We start from the raw sequence: 17188 nt of genomic DNA, 5'->3' as shown, positions 1-17188 counted from the left end.
TTTTGCGCCGAAACTCACTGGCCTGTGCCTTGACGTAGTTCGCATGACTTACCTGTACACACATTTCACGCGGCCGAATGCCGGGGCGCGGACATCAGTACTGATCTACAACGACGTACGTGTGCTAACGCAGACCGGTGAGGGTGGGGAATTAACGTTTTGGCAGGTACATCCGGAGCGCGTGCAAAGTCCTGTAGGCGTCAGCGGTGCGGCGATCCGGTTGGCCGCGAAGAACGGTAACGCGGTGCAACAGGTACACCGCAGCGTCTGGTTCGCCGGCAAATCAGATCGCCGCACAGCGTGCCCAGACAAGGGGAAGGTGGGGGCGCCGTGACGTAGCGACCCCGCCAGGTGAATCAAAGCTTCGGTAGCTGCCCGATGCGGCTCATCATCTCGGTCACGATTTGCAGGTCAAGCAGGAATTGCTCGGTGGTCTTGAACTCGTTGTCGTTGTGACCGGTGTATTTGACGTCCGGCATGGCCAGGCCGAATTGCACGCCGTTGGGCAGTTCGTGCACTGAGGTGGCGCCGGCGGAGGTACCGAACTTGTGCTCCATGCCGAGGTTTTCGCTGGCCACGGCGAGCAGGGCCTTGACCCATTCACCCTCGGGATTGCGGTACATCGGTTCGGCGATGGAGTAGTCGAAGGCTGGTGCGATGTTGCTCTGTTTGCTCCAGGCATCCAGTTTTGTGGCGATTTCAGACTTCAGTACTTCCGGGGACTTGCCCTTCGGTACTCGCAGGTTGACCGCAAGCTTGAAGGTTTTGTCATCCATCCCGACATAAGTCAGGGAGGTGGTCAGCGGACCCATGAACTCATCGGCGAAACCCAGTGCCAATTTGCCCCCCAGGTAATCCAGCCCCCAGTTGTCGGCGGCATAGCGGGCGGCGTCGGTGATGTGGTTGTGCTTGAGCGCGACCTTGCCGTCGAGGCTGTTGATGAAGTCCAGCATCCGCGCCACCGGGTTGACGCCAGACTCGGGTTCGGAGGAGTGGGCGGACACACCGGTGACGGTCAGCATGACGTCGTTGCCGACCACCTTGGCGGCGACGTCAAAGTTGCCACCATTGCGCATGGCGTACTCTGTACCGGCCTTCTGCAGGCTGGCCGCCAGTTCCGCGGGATTGTCCGTCACCAGGGTGGCGACCGAGGTCGACGGAATCTGGTTGGTCGCCAGGCCGCCGGTCATCGCGGTGATTTCAGCGCCCTTGCCTTGAGCCTTGCGCTTGGCGAAGCTGGCCATGACCGTGCCGTAGCCTTTCTCGGCAATCACCACCGGGTAGCCGCCATCCAGTGCCAGGTTGTAGTTCGGCGTCGGGTTGCGTTCGAAATAATAGGGGATGGCGTCGCCCGTGGTTTCTTCGGTGGTGTCTACCAGCAGCTTGAAGTTCCTGGCCAGCGGCAGTTTCTCTTCCTTGATGACCTTCATGGCGTAGAGCGTGACCACGATGCCGTTCTTGTCATCTTCCGTACCCCGGCCATACATGCGATCGCCCACCTGGGTGACCTTGAACGGATCGAGACGGGTGCCATCCTGCAGTACCCAATGCTCTGGCGTCACCGGCACCACGTCGGCATGGGCGTGAATGCCGACGACTTCATCACCAGCGCCTTCCAGGGAAATTTCATAAACGCGGTTGTCGATGTTGCGAAAGCTCAGGTTGAACCCCTGGGCCAGGCTCTTGATCTTCTCGGCGATCTTGATGAATTCGGGATTGTCGTGCTGGGCAACGCCGTCCACGCGCACGGTCGGGATGGCCACCAGTTCACGCAGGGTTTGCGTAGCCGCGCTGCCGTATTTCACCCGTGTGTAGAGGCCAAGCAGGCGATAGATCTGGTTTTGCTGCTCAGGGGACAGTGTCTTGTTATCGAGGAAGGCACTGATGGCCGTGCCAAGATCATCAGTCTTGGCGATATCGCGCTTGGCCAGGCTTGTCAGGAACTGGCGGAAATCCTTGACCGAGGTATCGCTGAACGTCTTGAGGATGACCGCATTCTGTTGCGGGGTGATGTTGGCATGTGCAGCGCTGGTGAACGACGACAGGCTGGCGACCATCAGGGTAGCTGCGGCCAGGTGCTTGAGTGAAAAGTCCATTGCTGGGGGCATTCCTTTGCAGGCGGTTTGTAGGAAATATCTGATCGTATGATCAGAAACATCCGCAAGCTAACACTGCGAGGGAGAGGTGGGCAGCCCCCGAAGTGGGATCTGTCGCACAGAAATGCAAAAGCGGCGCAGATATGAAAAACGCGCATGACGAACCGCCATCGCCCGCGAGTCGGTTCCTACAGGGCCGTTTTTGTCCCACGTTTGCTGGTGCCTGCAGGCTTGCGCTTGGCCGGCTTGCGTTTGTTTTTCCAAGGCGTTGCACCGCGCCCGGCAGGGCTGGCCGGACCGCTGATGGTGAGGCTCAGGCCGGCGCAGCGACTGACTTGCTTGCTCATCCAGGCAGCCTGTTTGGTGACGAACTCGTCCAGGCTCATTTCGCCGCTCTGCACCATGTCCAGGGCCTGCTCCCAGATGGCGGTGGTGCCCGGGTCGGCAATGGCCCGCGGTACCGCATCGATCAGGCTGAAAGCGGCCGGGGTCGCGGCAAGCGCCTTGCCGTTCTTGATCAGGTAACCACGGTCGAGCAGGCCCTGGATGATCGAGGCTCGAGTCGCTTCGGTGCCGATGCCGGTGGTGTCCTTGAGTTTTTGCTTGAGCAATGGATCTTCCACCAGTTTGGCGACGTTTTTCATGGCCTTGATCAGGTCGCCTTCGGTGAAGGGTTTGGGCGGTTGTGTCCAGAGGTCCTTGAGTTGCACGTCAGCCACCGCGCAATCAATGCCTTCCCTGAGGTTGGGCAGGGTTTGCGGGGCGGGTGCTTCGCGGCCCTTGGCGGGTGCAAGGGCTTCGGGCAGGGCGCGTTTCCAGCCAGGTTCGACGATTTGCTTGCCGACCGCACGCAAGGCCTCGCCAGCGCAATCGAAGTCGGCCTGGGTGCGGTCGAACTCGTGGTTGGGCAGGAACTGCGCCAGGTAACGGGCGCGGATCAAGGTGTAGACCGCGCGTTGCTTGCCTGCCAGGCGATCGAGGTTTTTTGCCGCGGCGGTGGGAATGATGCCGTGGTGCGCGCTGACCTTGGCATCGTTCCAGGCCCGTGAGCGACGCTGGGGCTCCAAATAATCGTGCAAGGCATTCAGTGCCGGGTCGGCCTGGCGTAGCGCCGCCAGGATGCCCGGTGCTTCGCTGTGCTGGCTGAGTGGCAAGTAGCCGCAGTCGCTGCGCGGGTAGGTGATGACCTTGTGGGTTTCGTAGAGCGCCTGGGCGATGTCGAGGGTTTCCTGGGCACCGAGCCCGAGCTTTTTCGAGCAGACTTCCTGCAAGGTGCCGAGGTCGAATGGCAGCGGCGCCACTTCGCGCATCCGTTCGGTGCGCAGCTTGATGACCCTGGCGCTTGCGGCGGCAAGCATGGCCGCTGCCGCTCGTTGCGCCAGCGCCTGATTCAGGCAGCGATCCTGGTCGTCGCACACCTCGGAGGCGGCCCGCCATTGTGCGGTGAAGGTGGTGCCGTCGTGCAGCAACTGCACCTCGACAGCCCAGTAGGGCACGGGCACGAAGGCGGCGATGCTGCGGTCGCGATCCACGACCAGGCGCAAGGTAGGCGTCTGCACCCGGCCGACTGGCAGCACGCCCTGATACCCGGACTGGCGTCCCAGCAAGGTGAATAGCCGACTCATGTTCATGCCGATCAGCCAGTCGGCCCGGGAGCGCCCCAGCGCCGAATGGTAAAGACTGAAGGTCTGAGCACCGGGCTTGAGGGCGGCGAGGGCCTTGCGGATCGAGGCATCGTCCAGCGCCGACAGCCACAATCTCTGGATCGGGCCGCGATAGCGGCAATGCTCCACCAGTTCCCTGGCGATCATCTCGCCCTCGCGGTCGGCGTCGGTGGCGATGACCAGGTCGCGTGCTTCGCCGAGCAGGCGCTTGACCACCTTGTATTGGCTGGCCGAGCGCGGCTTGACGGTCATCTTCCATTTGTCGGGAATGATCGGCAGGTCTGCCAGTACCCAGCGCTTGTAGCGCGCGTCATAGGCATCCGGGGGCGCGGTTTCCAGCAGGTGGCCGATGCACCAGGTCACTGTGACGTCCGTTCCCAGCCAGCAGCCGTCGCCACGTCGCCGCGCGCCGAGCACGGCCGCAATGTCTTTGGCCTGGGAAGGTTTTTCACAGAGGTAAAGCCGCATAACCACCATCGTCGATCAATGTGCGCAAGTGCACAGGATGGCGTGAGCGGCGCGCGAGAGCAATCTTTATCTGTATGGATGTACAGTTTTTGCGTTGCGTCTGGTTGCGCAGGCCGTTTGGCTGTGAGGCCATCGTTATCGGGGAATCTGAGTTATACCTGATAAATCGTAGTCTCAGGTTTTGGGGTCGCTGCACGGCCCATCGCGGGCAAGCCACGCTCCTGCAGGTCAACTTCTGTCATGAGGATTGTTTTCCATGAAAAGCTCCGGTCCCAGCCCTGTCATCACCATCGCCGAGCAGCCAGGCTGCCTGTTGGTGAAGTTCCACGGTATCCAGGTGGCTGCGTCTTCACGTGCGCTGGTGCTATTGGAGGCCAATTACCCTCCGGTGTACTACGTCCCGCGAGAAGATATCGACGAGAAATATTTCGCCCGCACCGACCACACCAGCTATTGCCCCTACAAGGGCGATGCCAGCTATTTCAGTTTGCAGGTGCCGGGGCATGAAGGGGCTAATGCGGTGTGGAGTTACGAGAATCCGAAAGTCTCGGTTGCACAGATACGCGAATACATGGCGTTTTATCCGGACCAGGTGAAGTTCGAGCTCGTTGAACTCGACGAGTGAGTCGCCATTGCCATTAAAAGATCTCAGCCTGCGGCAGCTCCTACAGGGGAACGCATTCCAGGGTAGGAGCTGCCGCAGGCTGCGATGTTTTGATTTTCAATCAGTTCTTATCCAGATCGACGTTACGTGTCTCACGCAGGCACAACATCCCCACTACCAGGCTCACCCCGGTGATCAGCACCGGGTACCACAGCCCGTAGAAGATGTCGCCGGTGTACACCACCAGGGCAAATGACACGGTCGGCAGGAAGCCGCCGAACCAGCCATTACCGATGTGGTAGGGCAGGGACATCGAGGTGTAGCGGATACGGGTCGGGAACAGTTCGACCATCAGCGCCGCCAGCGGTCCGTAGCACATGGCGGAGATGATGATCAGCGCGACAATCAGGGCCACGATCATTGGTTTGTTGATCTGCTGCATGTCGGCCTGTTGCGGGTAACCCGCCAGGGTCACCGCGCCCCGCAGGGCGGCTTCGTCGAAACCGTCGATCTTCATGTCACCGACGCTGACCTGCACACCGCTGCCGGCCGGGGCTGCTGCGCTCTGGTACGGCAGGCCTTGCTTGACCAGGAAGGTCTTGACCTTGTCGCATGGACTGTCGAATTTCGCCTTGCCTACCGGGTCGAACTGGAAGGTGCAGGTGGCCGGGTCCGCGAGCACGGTAATCGGCGCCTGGCGGCTGGCCTGGTCGATGGCCGGGTTGGCGTAGTGGGCCAGGGTCTTGAAGATCGGAAAGTACAACGCGGTGGCCAGCAGCAGGCCAAGCATCAGCACGGGTTTGCGCCCGACCTTGTCCGATAGCCAGCCAAAGAAAATGAAGAAAGGTGCGCCGATGGTCACACTGACGATCAGCAAGCCGTTGGCCACCGCGGGGTCCATTTTCAGGAACTGGGTGAGGAAGAACAGCACATAGAACTGCGCAGCATAGAAGGTCACCGCTTGTCCGGCGTTGATGCTGAACAGGGCGATCAATACCACCTTGAGGTTTTCCCACTTGCCGAAGGAATCGCGGATCGGCGATTTGCAGAGTTTGCCTTCCTCTTTCATTTTCACGAACGCAGGCGACTCGTGCAGGCTCAGGCGAATCCAGGTCGAGATGCCCAGCAGAATGATCGAAAACAGAAACGGAATGCGCCAGCCCCAGACTTCGAATTGATCGCCCGTGAAATAGCGGCAACCCAGTACTACCAGCAGCGACAGCAACAGGCCGAGGGTGGCGGTCGATTGAATCCAGCTGGTGTGGAACCCGCGCTTGCCGATCGGCGCGTGCTCTGCCACGTAGGTCGCTGCACCGCCGTATTCCCCACCCAGCGCCAGGCCCTGGAGCATGCGCAGCACCACGAGGATGATCGGCGCGGCAATGCCGATGCTCGCGTAATTGGGCAGCAAGCCGACGCAGAAGGTTGCCAGGCCCATCAGCACGATGGTGGCGAGGAAGGTGTATTTGCGCCCGATCATGTCCCCCAACCGGCCGAACACCAGGGCGCCGAATGGCCTGACAATGAAGCCGGCGGCGAACGCCATCAAGGCAAAGATAAACGCCGTGGTGTCGTTGACCCCGGCGAAGAACTGTTTGCTGATCACCGCCGCGAGGGCGCCGTAGAGGAAAAAGTCATACCACTCGAAAACCGTCCCGAGCGACGAGGCGAAGATGACTTTCTGGGTTTCCTGGCTGGTGCCCGCGCTGCGCACGGCTTCCAGGGGCTGAACGTGTTCTGACATATCGGTATCCCTCACAGTGATTGTTTTTGTTGTTCCACTGTCGGCGCTTTCCTTGTGGGCGGGCGCCGCGTTTATCCATAAATCGGGTGTACCCGTCACCCGTAGGAGCGAGCAGGGTTCAGGGGTGTGTGGCCAGTTCCTTTGTCGGGGTGATGCTCCTTGTGTCAGGGTCAAGAATGAGTTGCGCAGCCTTCTCCGCGATCATCAGCGTAGGCGAGCAGGTGTTGCCCGAGGTGATGCGCGGCATGATTGAGGCATCGGCGATGCGCAGGCCGGGGATGCCGTGCACGCGCAGTTCGGCATCGACCACCGCGTCCGCGTCGTTGCCCATGCGGCAGGTGCCGACCGGATGGAAAATCGTCGTGCCGATCCGCGCGGCGGCTTCATGCAGCTGTTCCTCGCTCTGCAGGCTGTCGCCGGGCAGGTACTCGACCGGTTTGAACGCCCTCAGGGCCGGCGCGGCAACGATGCGCCGGGTCAGGCGGATGGCATCGGCGGCGACCCGCAAGTCTTCCGGGTGGCTCAGGTAATTGGGCTGGATCAGCGGCGCTTGTTGTGGATCGGCAGAGCGGATCTGCACCGTGCCGCGGCTTTGCGGACGCAGATCGCAAACCGATGCGGTAAAAGCCGGGAAGGCATGCAACGGCTCACCAAAGCGCTCCAGCGACAGCGGCTGCACGTGGTACTCGAGGTTGGCCGAGGTTTGCTCGGGCCCTGAACGCGCAAAGGCCCCCAACTGACTCGGCGCCATCGACAACGGACCGCTGCGGTCATACAGATAACGCAGGCCCATGCCCATCTTGCCCCACAGGCTGCCGGCGATTTGATTGAGCGTTCGGGCATTCTCCAGCTTGTAGATCAGCCGCAGTTGCAGGTGGTCCTGCAAGTTGCCGCCAACGCCGGACAGTTCATGGACTACACCGATGCCCAGGCGCTGCAGCAGTGGGCGAGGGCCGATGCCGGAACGCTGCAGGATGCTCGGTGAACCGACGGAACCGGCGCACAGGACGATTTCCTTGCGCGCCTTGAAAGTCTTGGCCTGGCCCTGCCAGCGGGCGCTGACCGCCGAAGCACGAGCGTTTTCCAGCATTACGCGGTCGACCTCGACACCGGTCAGCACCGTCAGGTTGGGGCGCTGGCGGATCGGTTTGAGAAAGGCCTTGGCCGCATTCCAGCGTATGCCAGCCTTCTGGTTGACCTGGAAATAGCCGCAACCTTCGTTATCGCCCTGGTTGAAGTCGTCGATGCTGGCGATGCCGCTTTGTTCGGCGGCGCTGCGAAAAGCATCCAGAATCGGCCAGGACAGGCGCTGGCGTTCGACCCGCCAGTCGCCGCTGGCGCCGTGAAACGTTGACTCGCCGGCAAAATGGTTTTCGCTCTTCTTGAACAACGGCAGCACGTCTTGCCAACGCCAGCCAGGGTTGCCGTCGGCCGCCCAGCCGTCGTAGTCACCGGCCTGGCCGCGCATGTAGATCATGCCGTTGATCGACGAACAGCCGCCCAGTACCTTGCCGCGTGGGTAACTCAGGGTACGACCTTGCAAGCCCGGTTGCGCCTCGGTCTTGAAGCACCAGTCGGTTCGCGGATTGCCAATGCAGAACAGGTAGCCCACCGGGATGTGGATCCAGGCGTAATTGTCGCGACCGCCGGCTTCGAGCAGCAGCACGCGGTATTGCGGGTTGGCCGACAGGCGATTGGCCAGTAAACAACCGGCCGGCCCGGCCCCGACCACGATGTAGTCGTATTCATCAAGGGAAGCGTGCATCCCTGACCTCGCTTGTTGTTCTTGTTGGGGTTCATCCTAGTTGTTAGCTTTCGTTAAAAGAATGTTAGTTTTTACCCAGCTACTGTTCGTTTTTAAACAACGCTGACCAAGGGATGGACGATGTTCGACTGGAATGACCTGCGGTTCTTTCTCGAGCTACAGCGAAGCGGGCGTTTGCTCACGGCTGCGCGCCGTTTGAACACCACCCATGCCACCGTGGCGCGGCACATCGAGGCCATTGAAAAGAGCCTGGGCACCGCACTGTTCGTGCAGCATGCCCAGGGATATGAGCTGACGCCGGCGGGCGAAGCATTGCTCAAGCACGCCGAGGCGATGGAGAACGTCGCGCTGCTGGCGCAAGAAGAAATCACCCAGTCCACGGCGCCGCTGGGCAAGATCCGGGTGGGGGTGACGGAAGGGCTGGGCATCATGTTCCTTGCCAGCCGCATGAACGGACTGTTCGAGCGCTACCCCGGACTGGAAGTGGAACTGGTGGCGGTGCCGCGTTTTGTCAGCATCCTCAACCGCGAGGCGGAAATCAGCATCCACCTGGAGCGCCCGGCCGCCGACATGCTGGTCACGCGCAAACTGGCGGACTATCGCCTGGCGCTCTACGCCAGCCAGGACTACCTCGACCGCTCCCCGGCGCTGCGAAATCGTGAAGACCTGGGGCGCCATGCCTGGATCGGCTACGTCGACGATTTGCTGTTCAGCCAGGAATTGATGTTCCTCAACAGCTTTTGCCGCAACCCGCAGGTGGTGTTCCACAGCACCAGCGTCATCGCCCAGCAACAGGCCGCGCGCGCAGGTCTTGGGATCGCCGTGCTGCCGTGCTACATGGCCAGTGCCGATCCTGGCCTTGTGCCGTTGTTCCCCCAGGAGAGCATTCTGCGCAGCTACTGGATCAGTACCCGTCGCGAGTTGCACAAGTCGGTGCGGTTGCGGGTGATGTGGGATTACGTGGTGGAGTTGTGTGAGCGTGAGCAGGAGCTGCTGCTGGGGCCCAATCCCCTTGTGATTTAACGGTGCCTCGGATTCCTTTGTAGGAGCTGCCGCAGGCTGCGATCTTTTGGTCTTAAAAACAAAATCAAAAGATCGCAGCCTGCGGCAACTCCTACACGGCAACGTGTTTCAGGGGAGGATTTCAAACGCCGTACTGGCCAACCGCTCGCCATTCACTAACACATGCACCGCATGCCTGCCCGCGTAATGCCGGCGGGTGGTCAGTTCCTTGATGTGCTGGCCGCGGGTGATCGGTTGTGTGGCGTTGCCTGGTAGCGTCAGGGCCTTGAGCTTGAAGACCTTGGCCGAGGTGCTGCCATTGGCCTTGACGTAGTCGATGGCGTAATCGATCACCAGGCGCTGGCTGTTGTGTACCGTGGACTTGACCGCAAAGGACAGGGTGATTTTTTCGCCGAGCCCGATCACCGGCGGATTGACCTGCACATCGATGATCTGGACCTCAGGTTTGCCCCCCGCGCCAATGATCGCCAAGGCGCGCAGGTTGCCTTGTTTGATCAGGCTGCGCAGGGCATGCCTGGCGATCCATGCGGTGTGCGGGTTGTCCAGCGACCAACCCTCGATCAGGTCCAGTACCCACTCGGGTTGGTCCTTGGTGATGTCGTTGAGGTGGTTGGCCACGGACTTGCGCACGTAAAGGCTGGGGTCGGCCTTGAGGTTGTCGAGGATCCCGGCGGCCAGTCGCGGGTCGGCCTGGACCGGCTCCAGGCGAAACGACCAGGGCAGGCGCGGCCGGCAACCTTCGCTGGCGAGGCGCCGGACATGTTCGTTGGCGTCCAGCGACCAGTCGTGCATCAATTGCAGCGAGCGTTGCAAATCGTCGCGCAGGAAATGGCGGATGGCGAATTCCGAAGAACCGAACGCAGTGAAGTACTTGAGCGCCTCCATCGACAGTTCGAACCGCTCCGTACCATAGGTCGCCACGTAATGCGGCAGGCACATGCTGACAAAACCGCTGTTGAGGCGAGGGGCGAGGGCGCGCAGCACTTCCAGCGACGCTTCATAACCCAGCGGCAATACCGCGTGCAGGCATTCGCTGACCCGCGCCAGGCGCTGCATCACCGACAATTCGGCCAGGCCATGGTTGGCCAGTTTCAGGAAACCCTTGGCGTCGAAGTCGGGATACACCGCTGTCATCTCGGCGGCGATGTGCCGCAGGCGCTCGGCGTTGAAGATTTCCTTGAGAGCGGTGTCGCCAGCCATGTTGGAGTCCGTGTGTGATAGGGGCGGGTTGCCGGCCAGGGGGCCGGCAAGTTCATCTCAACCGTTCTTCGCCTGCTCTTCCAACTGGTCCGATTCGAATAGCCGTGCCAGTTCCGCCCGCGCTTCCTGCGCCGTCTGCTTGACCTTCACCGCGTCGTCGTAAATCGCGTGCTGGGCTTCGAGCACCTGTTCATCATGATGCTTGAAGCGCTTGATCCGGGCATCGGCCTGTTCGGGCGTCAGTCCCAGGCCGATCAATGTCTGCCGGCTCATTTCCAGACTGGAGTAAAAGGTTTCGCGCACCGCATGGGCGCCCAGGTCCACCAGACGATGCACATGCTGGCGGTTACGGGCGCGGGCAATGATCTTGATGTGCGGGTACAACTTGTGCACCAGTTCGGCGGTCTTGATGTTGGTGTCCGGGTCGTCGGTGGCGATGACGAAGAACTCGGCATCGGCGACCTTGGCCGCGCTGAGGATTTCCGGACGCATCGGGTCGCCGTAATACACCGGTACGCCGCCGAAGCTGCGCGACAGTTCGATGGTTTCCACCGAGGTGTCGAGGGCCACGAACTTGATATTCTGAGCCCGCAGGATACGCGCGACGATCTGCCCCATACGGCCCATGCCGGCGATCACCACACGGGGCTCATCGGCGTCGATTGCGCGAAACTGCTCCGGAACCACCACCGGTTGCACCTTCGGGCTAACCAGTCGGGCGCACAACAACATCAACAGAGGCGTCAACGCCATCGACAGGGTGATCGCCAGCACCAGCAAGTCGTGCAGGCGTGGATCGAACAAACCATGATCACGGCCGATCTTGAACACCACAAAGGCAAACTCACCACCCGCCGCCAGCACGATGCCCAGGCGAATGGCGCTGATCTTGTTCAAACCGCCGGCCAGGCGGCCGACGACAAACAGCAACGGCAGCTTGACAGCGATCAGCAGCACGGTCAGCCCCAGCACCACGATTGGCTCGCGCAACAGCAGGCCGAGGTTGGCGCCCATACCGACACTCATGAAGAACAGCCCCAACAGCAGGCCCTTGAAGGGTTCGATCTGTGCTTCCAGCTCGTGCCGGTATTCGGAGTCTGCCAGCAGCAAGCCGGCAAGAAATGCACCGAGGGCCATTGAAATACCGGCCAGGTCCATCAGCCAGGCGGTGCCCATCACCACCAGCAAGGCGGTCGCGGTGGACACTTCCGGCAAGCCGGTCTTGGCGACCACGCGAAACACCGGACGCAGCAAGTAGCGTCCGCCGATCACCACAATGGCAATGCTGACCAGCACGCGAAGGCCCTGGTTGACATCGTCGACCGCGCTGACGTTTGCGCTACTGCCTGCCAGCAGCGGCACCATGGCGATCAGCGGGATCGCGGCGATGTCCTGGAACAGCAGGATCGCGAACGCCAGTCGTCCGTGGGGGCTGGTCAGTTCCTTGCGCTCGGCCAGGCTTTGCAGGCCGAAGGCGGTGGACGACAGCGCCAGGCCCAGGCCCAGCACGATCGAGGTGTTCAGCGGTTGCCCGAAGACATACAGCGCCAATACGCCCAGCAGCGCACCTGTCAGCAGTACTTGCGCCAGACCGACGCCGAACACCGCCTTGCGCATCACCCACAAGCGTCGTGGCGACAACTCCAGGCCGATGATGAACAGCAGCAATACCACGCCGAGTTCAGAGATGTGCGCGACACTTTCCGTATTGCCGATCAAGCCCAGCCCCGAGGGGCCGATGATCACGCCGGCAAACAGATAACCCAGCACCGCGCCCAATTGCAGGCGCTTGGCCAGGGGAACGGTGAGCACGGCGGCGAGCAGAAATACGACTGCGGCTTGCAACAGACTGCCTTCATGGGGCATTAGAAAAACTCCATCAACTCGGTACGGCGGGTCGACAAGGATAAAGGCTGGTCTGGGTTCAAGGCTATCGCGCAAAACAGTTGTCGAGCGGACATCGCCACCGCACTACAACAATTCGCCCAGGTCCCAGAGCCGTACAAGCTCAGCGGGGGCCTGGTTTTCCGGTACTTTCAGCACCATCTGGTCGTCCTGTTCGCCTGCGCGGTAGTGCAGCTCGATCTGGTAAAAGCGCTGATCCCCCCCGCCCGAGGCCGAGTCGGCCAGCGGCAGGCACCCTTCGAGCAGGCCACAGAGGCGCGAACGCTGCTCGAGATCGCATTGCGCAAATTCGATTTCCCGGGGGCGCGTCAGGGCCTGGATCGCGGCGAAGCCACCTTGGCGCGACAGGCGCACAACGGCCCGGTCGTCCAGTGTCGGCAGGGTTTTCATGGTGCCTCCTGCGTCGTATCGACGCCTACCTGTGACCAGCCGCGGTGCACCACCCGCGCTTCATTGGCGCTGAAGCGCCGACGCGCATGCTCGACGGTGAGTTTTGCAAAGGCACTGAATGACGTCTCATGGCTCAAGCGCTTGTCACACAGTGCGTCGTACCAGATGAGCCCGGCTGCTTCCCAGGCGAATCCTCCCAAGGCCTTGGCGGCCAGGTAAAACGCCCGATTGGGAATACCGGAATTGATGTGCACGCCGCCATTGTCCTCCTGGGTGATCACGAATTTGCGCATATGGTCCGGTTGCGGGTCCTTGCCCAGCAGCGGGTCGTCATAGGCGGTGCCCGGGTGGGCCATCGAGCGCAAACCGACGCCCTTGATGCGCGGGGTCAGCAAATCCGCGCCGATCAGCCAGTCCGCCTGGTCGGCGGTGTGCCCCAGTAGATACTGCTTGGTCAGCACGCCAAACACATCCGACAGCGATTCATTCAGCGCCCCGGACTGGTCGGCGTACACCAGGCCCGCTTCGCTCTCGACCACGCCGTGGGTCAGCTCGTGCCCGACCACGTCCAGCGAACGGGTGAAGCGCTGGAAGATTTCGCCATCGCCGTCACCGAAGACCATCTGCGAACCGTTCCAGAAGGCGTTCTCATAGTCCTGGCCATAATGCACGCTGCCGATCAGGGCAAAACCCTTATCGTCGATGGAGTCGCGGCCCAACACTTTCCAAAAGAAATCGTAGCTGGCCCCCAGCGCGTCGTAGGCCTCATCGACCGCCGGATCACCGCTCGGCGCCTGACCTTCGAGGCGCACCGGCATGCCGGGAAGGAGCATCTTGCCCTGGGCATCATGCACACTGCGCTGCACCTGGCCACGTTTGGCGGGTGCCGGCAGGATCGCGGCGGCAGCCGGACGCACCGGTGGGCCAGGCGTATGCCGAAGGGTACGCACATGGGCCAATGTGCTCATTGCGCTGGAACGCTGGTGTTCAGATCCATGCGCGACGATACGGTGCAGAATGTAGGGGGGAATGAAACTGCGCAGGTCAGTCATCAGAGCATCCTTTCTGAGCACGAAGTCGATACTTATGTGAGCGGCGCAGGGGTATTCGGTTCCGCCGGTTGCCATTGGCAGCGGTTTCTGCGAAAACCTGCGTCCGCGCCCGCAAGTCCAGGGCACTGTAGATGAGTTAAGAACATGAACGACGAACTGCAAATCATTGATCTTGAACCGGGTGACGGCAAGACCGCCGTCAAAGGCGCACTGATCACCACCCAATACCGCGGCTGGCTGGAGGACGGTAGCGAATTCGACTCATCCTACAGTCGAGGCAAGCCGTTCCAGTGCGTGATCGGCACCGGTCGGGTGATCAAGGGTTGGGACCAGGGCCTGATGGGCATGCAGGTCGGTGGCAAGCGCAAATTGCTGGTCCCGGCGCACCTGGCCTACGGCGAGCGCACGATGGGCAAGATCCCGCCGAATTCGAACCTGATATTCGAGATTGAATTGCTGGAAGTGCTGACGCGGGACGATTGAGTGTGGAGCATGGAAACTCGAACGCCGATCCGTTGAGACCGTTTGTATCCCTGTAGGAGCGAGCATGTCGAATCGTACAGGGGAAAGAGCCGCAAAAAAAAGCGCCGCCCTCGAATTCGGGGGCGGCGCTTTTTTATTGCCGTGGACGTCAGGTCAAACCTTGACGATCCAGCCCGCTGGCGCTTCGACATCGCCGGTTTGCACGCCGGTCAGCTCTTTGTAGAGCTTCTGGGTGATCGGGCCGACTTCGGTTTCGCTATGGAACACGTGCAGGTGGTCGTTGTAGCTGATGCCGCCGATTGGCGTGATCACGGCTGCGGTACCACAAGCGCCGGCTTCCTTGAAGTCCGACAGCTTGTCGATGAACACGTCACCTTCGATCACTTCCAGGCCCAGGCGCGATTTGGCCAGCTCGATCAGCGACAGGCGGGTGATGCCCGGCAACACCGACGGCGAGTTCGGGGTCACGAACTTGTTGTCGTGGGTGATCCCGAAGAAGTTGGCCGAACCGACTTCTTCGATTTTGGTGTGGGTCATCGGGTCCAGGTAGATGGCGTCGGCGAAGTGGGCCTTCTTGGCCTGGGAGCCTGGCATCAGGCTGGCGGCGTAGTTGCCACCGACCTTGGCGGCGCCGGTGCCTTGCGGGGCCGCGCGGTCGTAGCTGGAGATCAGGAAGTTGTGCGGGGTCAGGCCGCCCTTGAAGTAGGCGCCGACCGGGATGCAGAAAATCGAGAAGATGAACTCGGGCGCGGTACGCACGCCGATGTTGTCACCCACGCCGATCACGAACGGACGCAGGTACAGCGCGCCGCCGGTGCCGTAAGGCGGGATGAAACGCTCGTTGGCGCGCACCACTTCCTTGCACGCTTCGATGAACTGCTCGGTGGACACCTGTGGCATCAGCAGGCGCGCGCAGCTGCGTTGCATGCGTGCGGCGTTCTGGTCCGGGCGGAACAGGTTGATCGAACCGTCCTTGCAGCGGTAGGCCTTCAGGCCCTCGAAGCATTGCTGGCCATAGTGAAGGGCTGTGGAGCCTTCGCTGATGTGCAGCACATTGTCTTCGGTCAGGGTGCCTGCGTCCCACTCGCCATTACGCCAGTGCGACAGATAGCGCTTGTCGGTCTTGATGTAGTCAAAACCCAGCTTGTCCCAATTGATGCTTTCGTTACCCATGACACCCTCTATCACTTAACAACCGCCGAAACGGTTCAATGTTTCTGACGTTTTCTGGATGGGGACAACAATACTTCATTCCGGACCCATTTCGCAGCCCGGATTTTTGATCGTTCCCATGCTCTGCGCGGGAATGCCTCAATGGACGCTCCGCTCTTGGGACGCGGAGCGTCCCGGGCTGCATTCCCACGCAGCGCGTGGCAACGATCTTGCGTTGGGTTTAGAGGTGCAATGCATGCCCCAAGGCACGCAACGCCGCTTCCTGCACCGCTTCGCCCAACGTCGGATGCGCATGGATGGTGCCGCCGATGTCTTCCAGCCGCGCACCCATTTCCAGGCTTTGCGCGAATGCCGTGGACAATTCGGAGACGCCGACGCCCACCGCCTGCCAGCCCACGATCAGATGATTGTCCCGACGAGCGACCACGCGCACGAAGCCGCTCCTGGACTCCAGCGTCATTGCCCGGCCATTGGCGGCGAACGGGAAGTTCGACACGATGCAGTCAAGACCTGCCGCCTTGGCCTCGTCCGGGGTCTTGCCGACTACCACCAGTTCCGGGTCGGTAAAGCAGACGGCGGCGATGGCGGTGGGGTTGAACTCGCGGTGCTTGCCGCTGATCAGTTCGGCCACCATCTCGCCCTGGGCCATGGCCCGGTGGGCCAGCATCGGCTCGCCACTGAGGTCGCCGATGGCGTAGACGTTGCGCATGCTGGTCTGGCAGCGGTGATCGATCTTGATCGACGCGCCGTTCATCGCAAGGTCCAGCGCTTCGAGGTTCCAGCCCTCGGTGTTTGGCTTGCGTCCCACGGCCACCAGTACCTGATCGGTTTCCAGGTTCAGGATGCCGCCATCCGGGTCACGTACTTGTAAGGTATTTGCTGATGAATCAAAGCCTTGCACGCTATGCTTCAAGTAAAGCTTCACCCCAAGTTTCTTCAATTCTTCGTGCACGGGCTGGGTCAGTTCGCCGTCGTAGGCCGGCAGGATGCGTTCCTGGGCTTCGACCACGCTGACGTCGGCACCGAGCTTGCGATAGGCAATCCCCAGTTCCAGGCCGATGTAGCCGCCACCCACCACGACCAGGCGTTTGGGCACGGATGTCGGTGCCAGCGCTTCGGTGGAGGAGATGATCGGCCCGCCAATAGGAAGCATCGGCAAGTTCACGCTTTTGGAGCCACTGGCCAGCACCAGGTGCTCGCACTGGATGCGCGTGTCGCCGACGTCGACGGTTTTGCCGTCGACGACCTTGGCCCAGCCTTGAACGACCTGGACCTTGTTCTTTTTCAGCAGGGCGGCGACACCGGTGGTCAGGCGGTCGACGATACCGTCCTTCCATTCCACGCTTTTGCCGATATCCAGGGTCGGCGCCGAAACGCTGATACCCAGGGCCGAATGCTGGTTGTGGTTTTGCGTCTGGTGGAACTGTTCAGCCACGTGAATCAGTGCCTTGGACGGAATGCAGCCGATGTTCAGGCAAGTGCCGCCCAGGGATTGGCCTTCCACCAGGATGGTCGGGATGCCCAGTTGGCCGGCACGGATCGCCGTCACATAACCGCCAGGGCCGCCGCCGATGATCAGCAGCGTAGTGTGTAAAGTTTGCATGGTGCTCTCCAGCAAAAA

Annotated in this window: 13 protein-coding genes; 3 read left to right on the top strand and 10 right to left on the bottom strand. The window is 61.4% G+C overall.

Features of this window, described 5'->3' with window-relative positions; genetic code table 11:
* Nucleotides 1-356: 356 nt before the first annotated feature.
* Nucleotides 357-2096, bottom strand: a complete 1740-nt coding sequence (locus CGA21_RS08560; RefSeq protein WP_188263982.1) for a dipeptidase — start codon at nucleotides 2094-2096, stop codon at nucleotides 357-359.
* A 188-nt stretch (nucleotides 2097-2284) separates the two neighbouring features.
* Nucleotides 2285-4228, bottom strand: a complete 1944-nt coding sequence (locus tag CGA21_RS08555) for a DNA topoisomerase III (RefSeq protein ID WP_188263981.1) — start codon at nucleotides 4226-4228, stop codon at nucleotides 2285-2287.
* 256 nt (nucleotides 4229-4484) lie between these two features.
* On the opposite strand from CGA21_RS08555, the gene CGA21_RS08550 reads away from it, so the two are divergent.
* Entirely contained in the window at nucleotides 4485-4853 is a 369-nt protein-coding gene (locus tag CGA21_RS08550; protein WP_020798535.1) for a DUF427 domain-containing protein, read from the top strand.
* Between the two features lie 100 nt (nucleotides 4854-4953).
* Here CGA21_RS08550 and CGA21_RS08545 read toward each other — a convergent pair whose 3' ends face one another.
* A complete protein-coding gene (locus CGA21_RS08545; protein WP_110751436.1) occupies nucleotides 4954-6576 on the bottom strand; it encodes an MFS transporter in 1623 nt (540 codons plus the stop codon).
* Nucleotides 6577-6694: 118 nt separating this feature from the next.
* A complete protein-coding gene (locus CGA21_RS08540) occupies nucleotides 6695-8341 on the bottom strand; it encodes a GMC family oxidoreductase (protein WP_188263980.1) in 1647 nt (548 codons plus the stop codon).
* A 120-nt stretch (nucleotides 8342-8461) separates the two neighbouring features.
* Between CGA21_RS08540 and CGA21_RS08535 the strand changes: the two genes are divergently transcribed.
* The gene (locus CGA21_RS08535; protein ID WP_110751440.1) at nucleotides 8462-9364 is read left to right on the top strand and encodes a LysR family transcriptional regulator; all 903 of its coding nucleotides are present in this window, start codon (nucleotides 8462-8464) and stop codon (nucleotides 9362-9364) included.
* A gap of 108 nt (nucleotides 9365-9472) precedes the next feature.
* Here CGA21_RS08535 and CGA21_RS08530 read toward each other — a convergent pair whose 3' ends face one another.
* The 4 genes from CGA21_RS08530 to CGA21_RS08515 form a co-directional block, all read right to left on the bottom strand.
* Nucleotides 9473-10564: a DNA alkylation repair protein gene (locus CGA21_RS08530; RefSeq protein ID WP_188263979.1), complete on the bottom strand. Its 1092-nt coding sequence runs from the start codon at nucleotides 10562-10564 to the stop codon at nucleotides 9473-9475.
* Between the two features lie 57 nt (nucleotides 10565-10621).
* A complete protein-coding gene (locus tag CGA21_RS08525; RefSeq protein WP_188263978.1) occupies nucleotides 10622-12430 on the bottom strand; it encodes a monovalent cation:proton antiporter-2 (CPA2) family protein in 1809 nt (602 codons plus the stop codon).
* Nucleotides 12431-12535: 105 nt separating this feature from the next.
* The gene (locus CGA21_RS08520; RefSeq protein WP_110751447.1) at nucleotides 12536-12859 is read right to left on the bottom strand and encodes a protealysin inhibitor emfourin; all 324 of its coding nucleotides are present in this window, start codon (nucleotides 12857-12859) and stop codon (nucleotides 12536-12538) included.
* Nucleotides 12856-13911 carry a M4 family metallopeptidase gene (locus CGA21_RS08515; RefSeq protein ID WP_110751449.1) on the bottom strand — a complete coding sequence of 352 codons (1056 nt, stop codon included), beginning with the start codon at nucleotides 13909-13911 and terminating at the stop codon, nucleotides 12856-12858. Before CGA21_RS08515 ends, CGA21_RS08520 begins: the two co-directional genes overlap by 4 nt.
* A 144-nt stretch (nucleotides 13912-14055) precedes the next feature.
* On the opposite strand from CGA21_RS08515, the gene CGA21_RS08510 reads away from it, so the two are divergent.
* Nucleotides 14056-14394, top strand: a complete 339-nt coding sequence (locus tag CGA21_RS08510; RefSeq protein WP_110751451.1) for an FKBP-type peptidyl-prolyl cis-trans isomerase — start codon at nucleotides 14056-14058, stop codon at nucleotides 14392-14394.
* Nucleotides 14395-14547: 153 nt separating this feature from the next.
* Here CGA21_RS08510 and CGA21_RS08505 read toward each other — a convergent pair whose 3' ends face one another.
* Nucleotides 14548-15567 carry a branched-chain amino acid aminotransferase gene (locus CGA21_RS08505; protein WP_110751453.1) on the bottom strand — a complete coding sequence of 340 codons (1020 nt, stop codon included), beginning with the start codon at nucleotides 15565-15567 and terminating at the stop codon, nucleotides 14548-14550.
* A gap of 220 nt (nucleotides 15568-15787) precedes the next feature.
* A complete protein-coding gene (gene lpdA, locus CGA21_RS08500) occupies nucleotides 15788-17170 on the bottom strand; it encodes a dihydrolipoyl dehydrogenase (RefSeq protein ID WP_188263977.1) in 1383 nt (460 codons plus the stop codon).
* Nucleotides 17171-17188 lie beyond the last annotated feature (18 nt).

It is taken from the genome of Pseudomonas sp. PSB11 (assembly GCF_014596605.1).
GTDB classification, from domain to species: Bacteria; Pseudomonadota; Gammaproteobacteria; order Pseudomonadales; family Pseudomonadaceae; genus Aquipseudomonas; species Aquipseudomonas umsongensis.
This window is presented reverse-complemented; position numbering and strand designations above follow the sequence as displayed.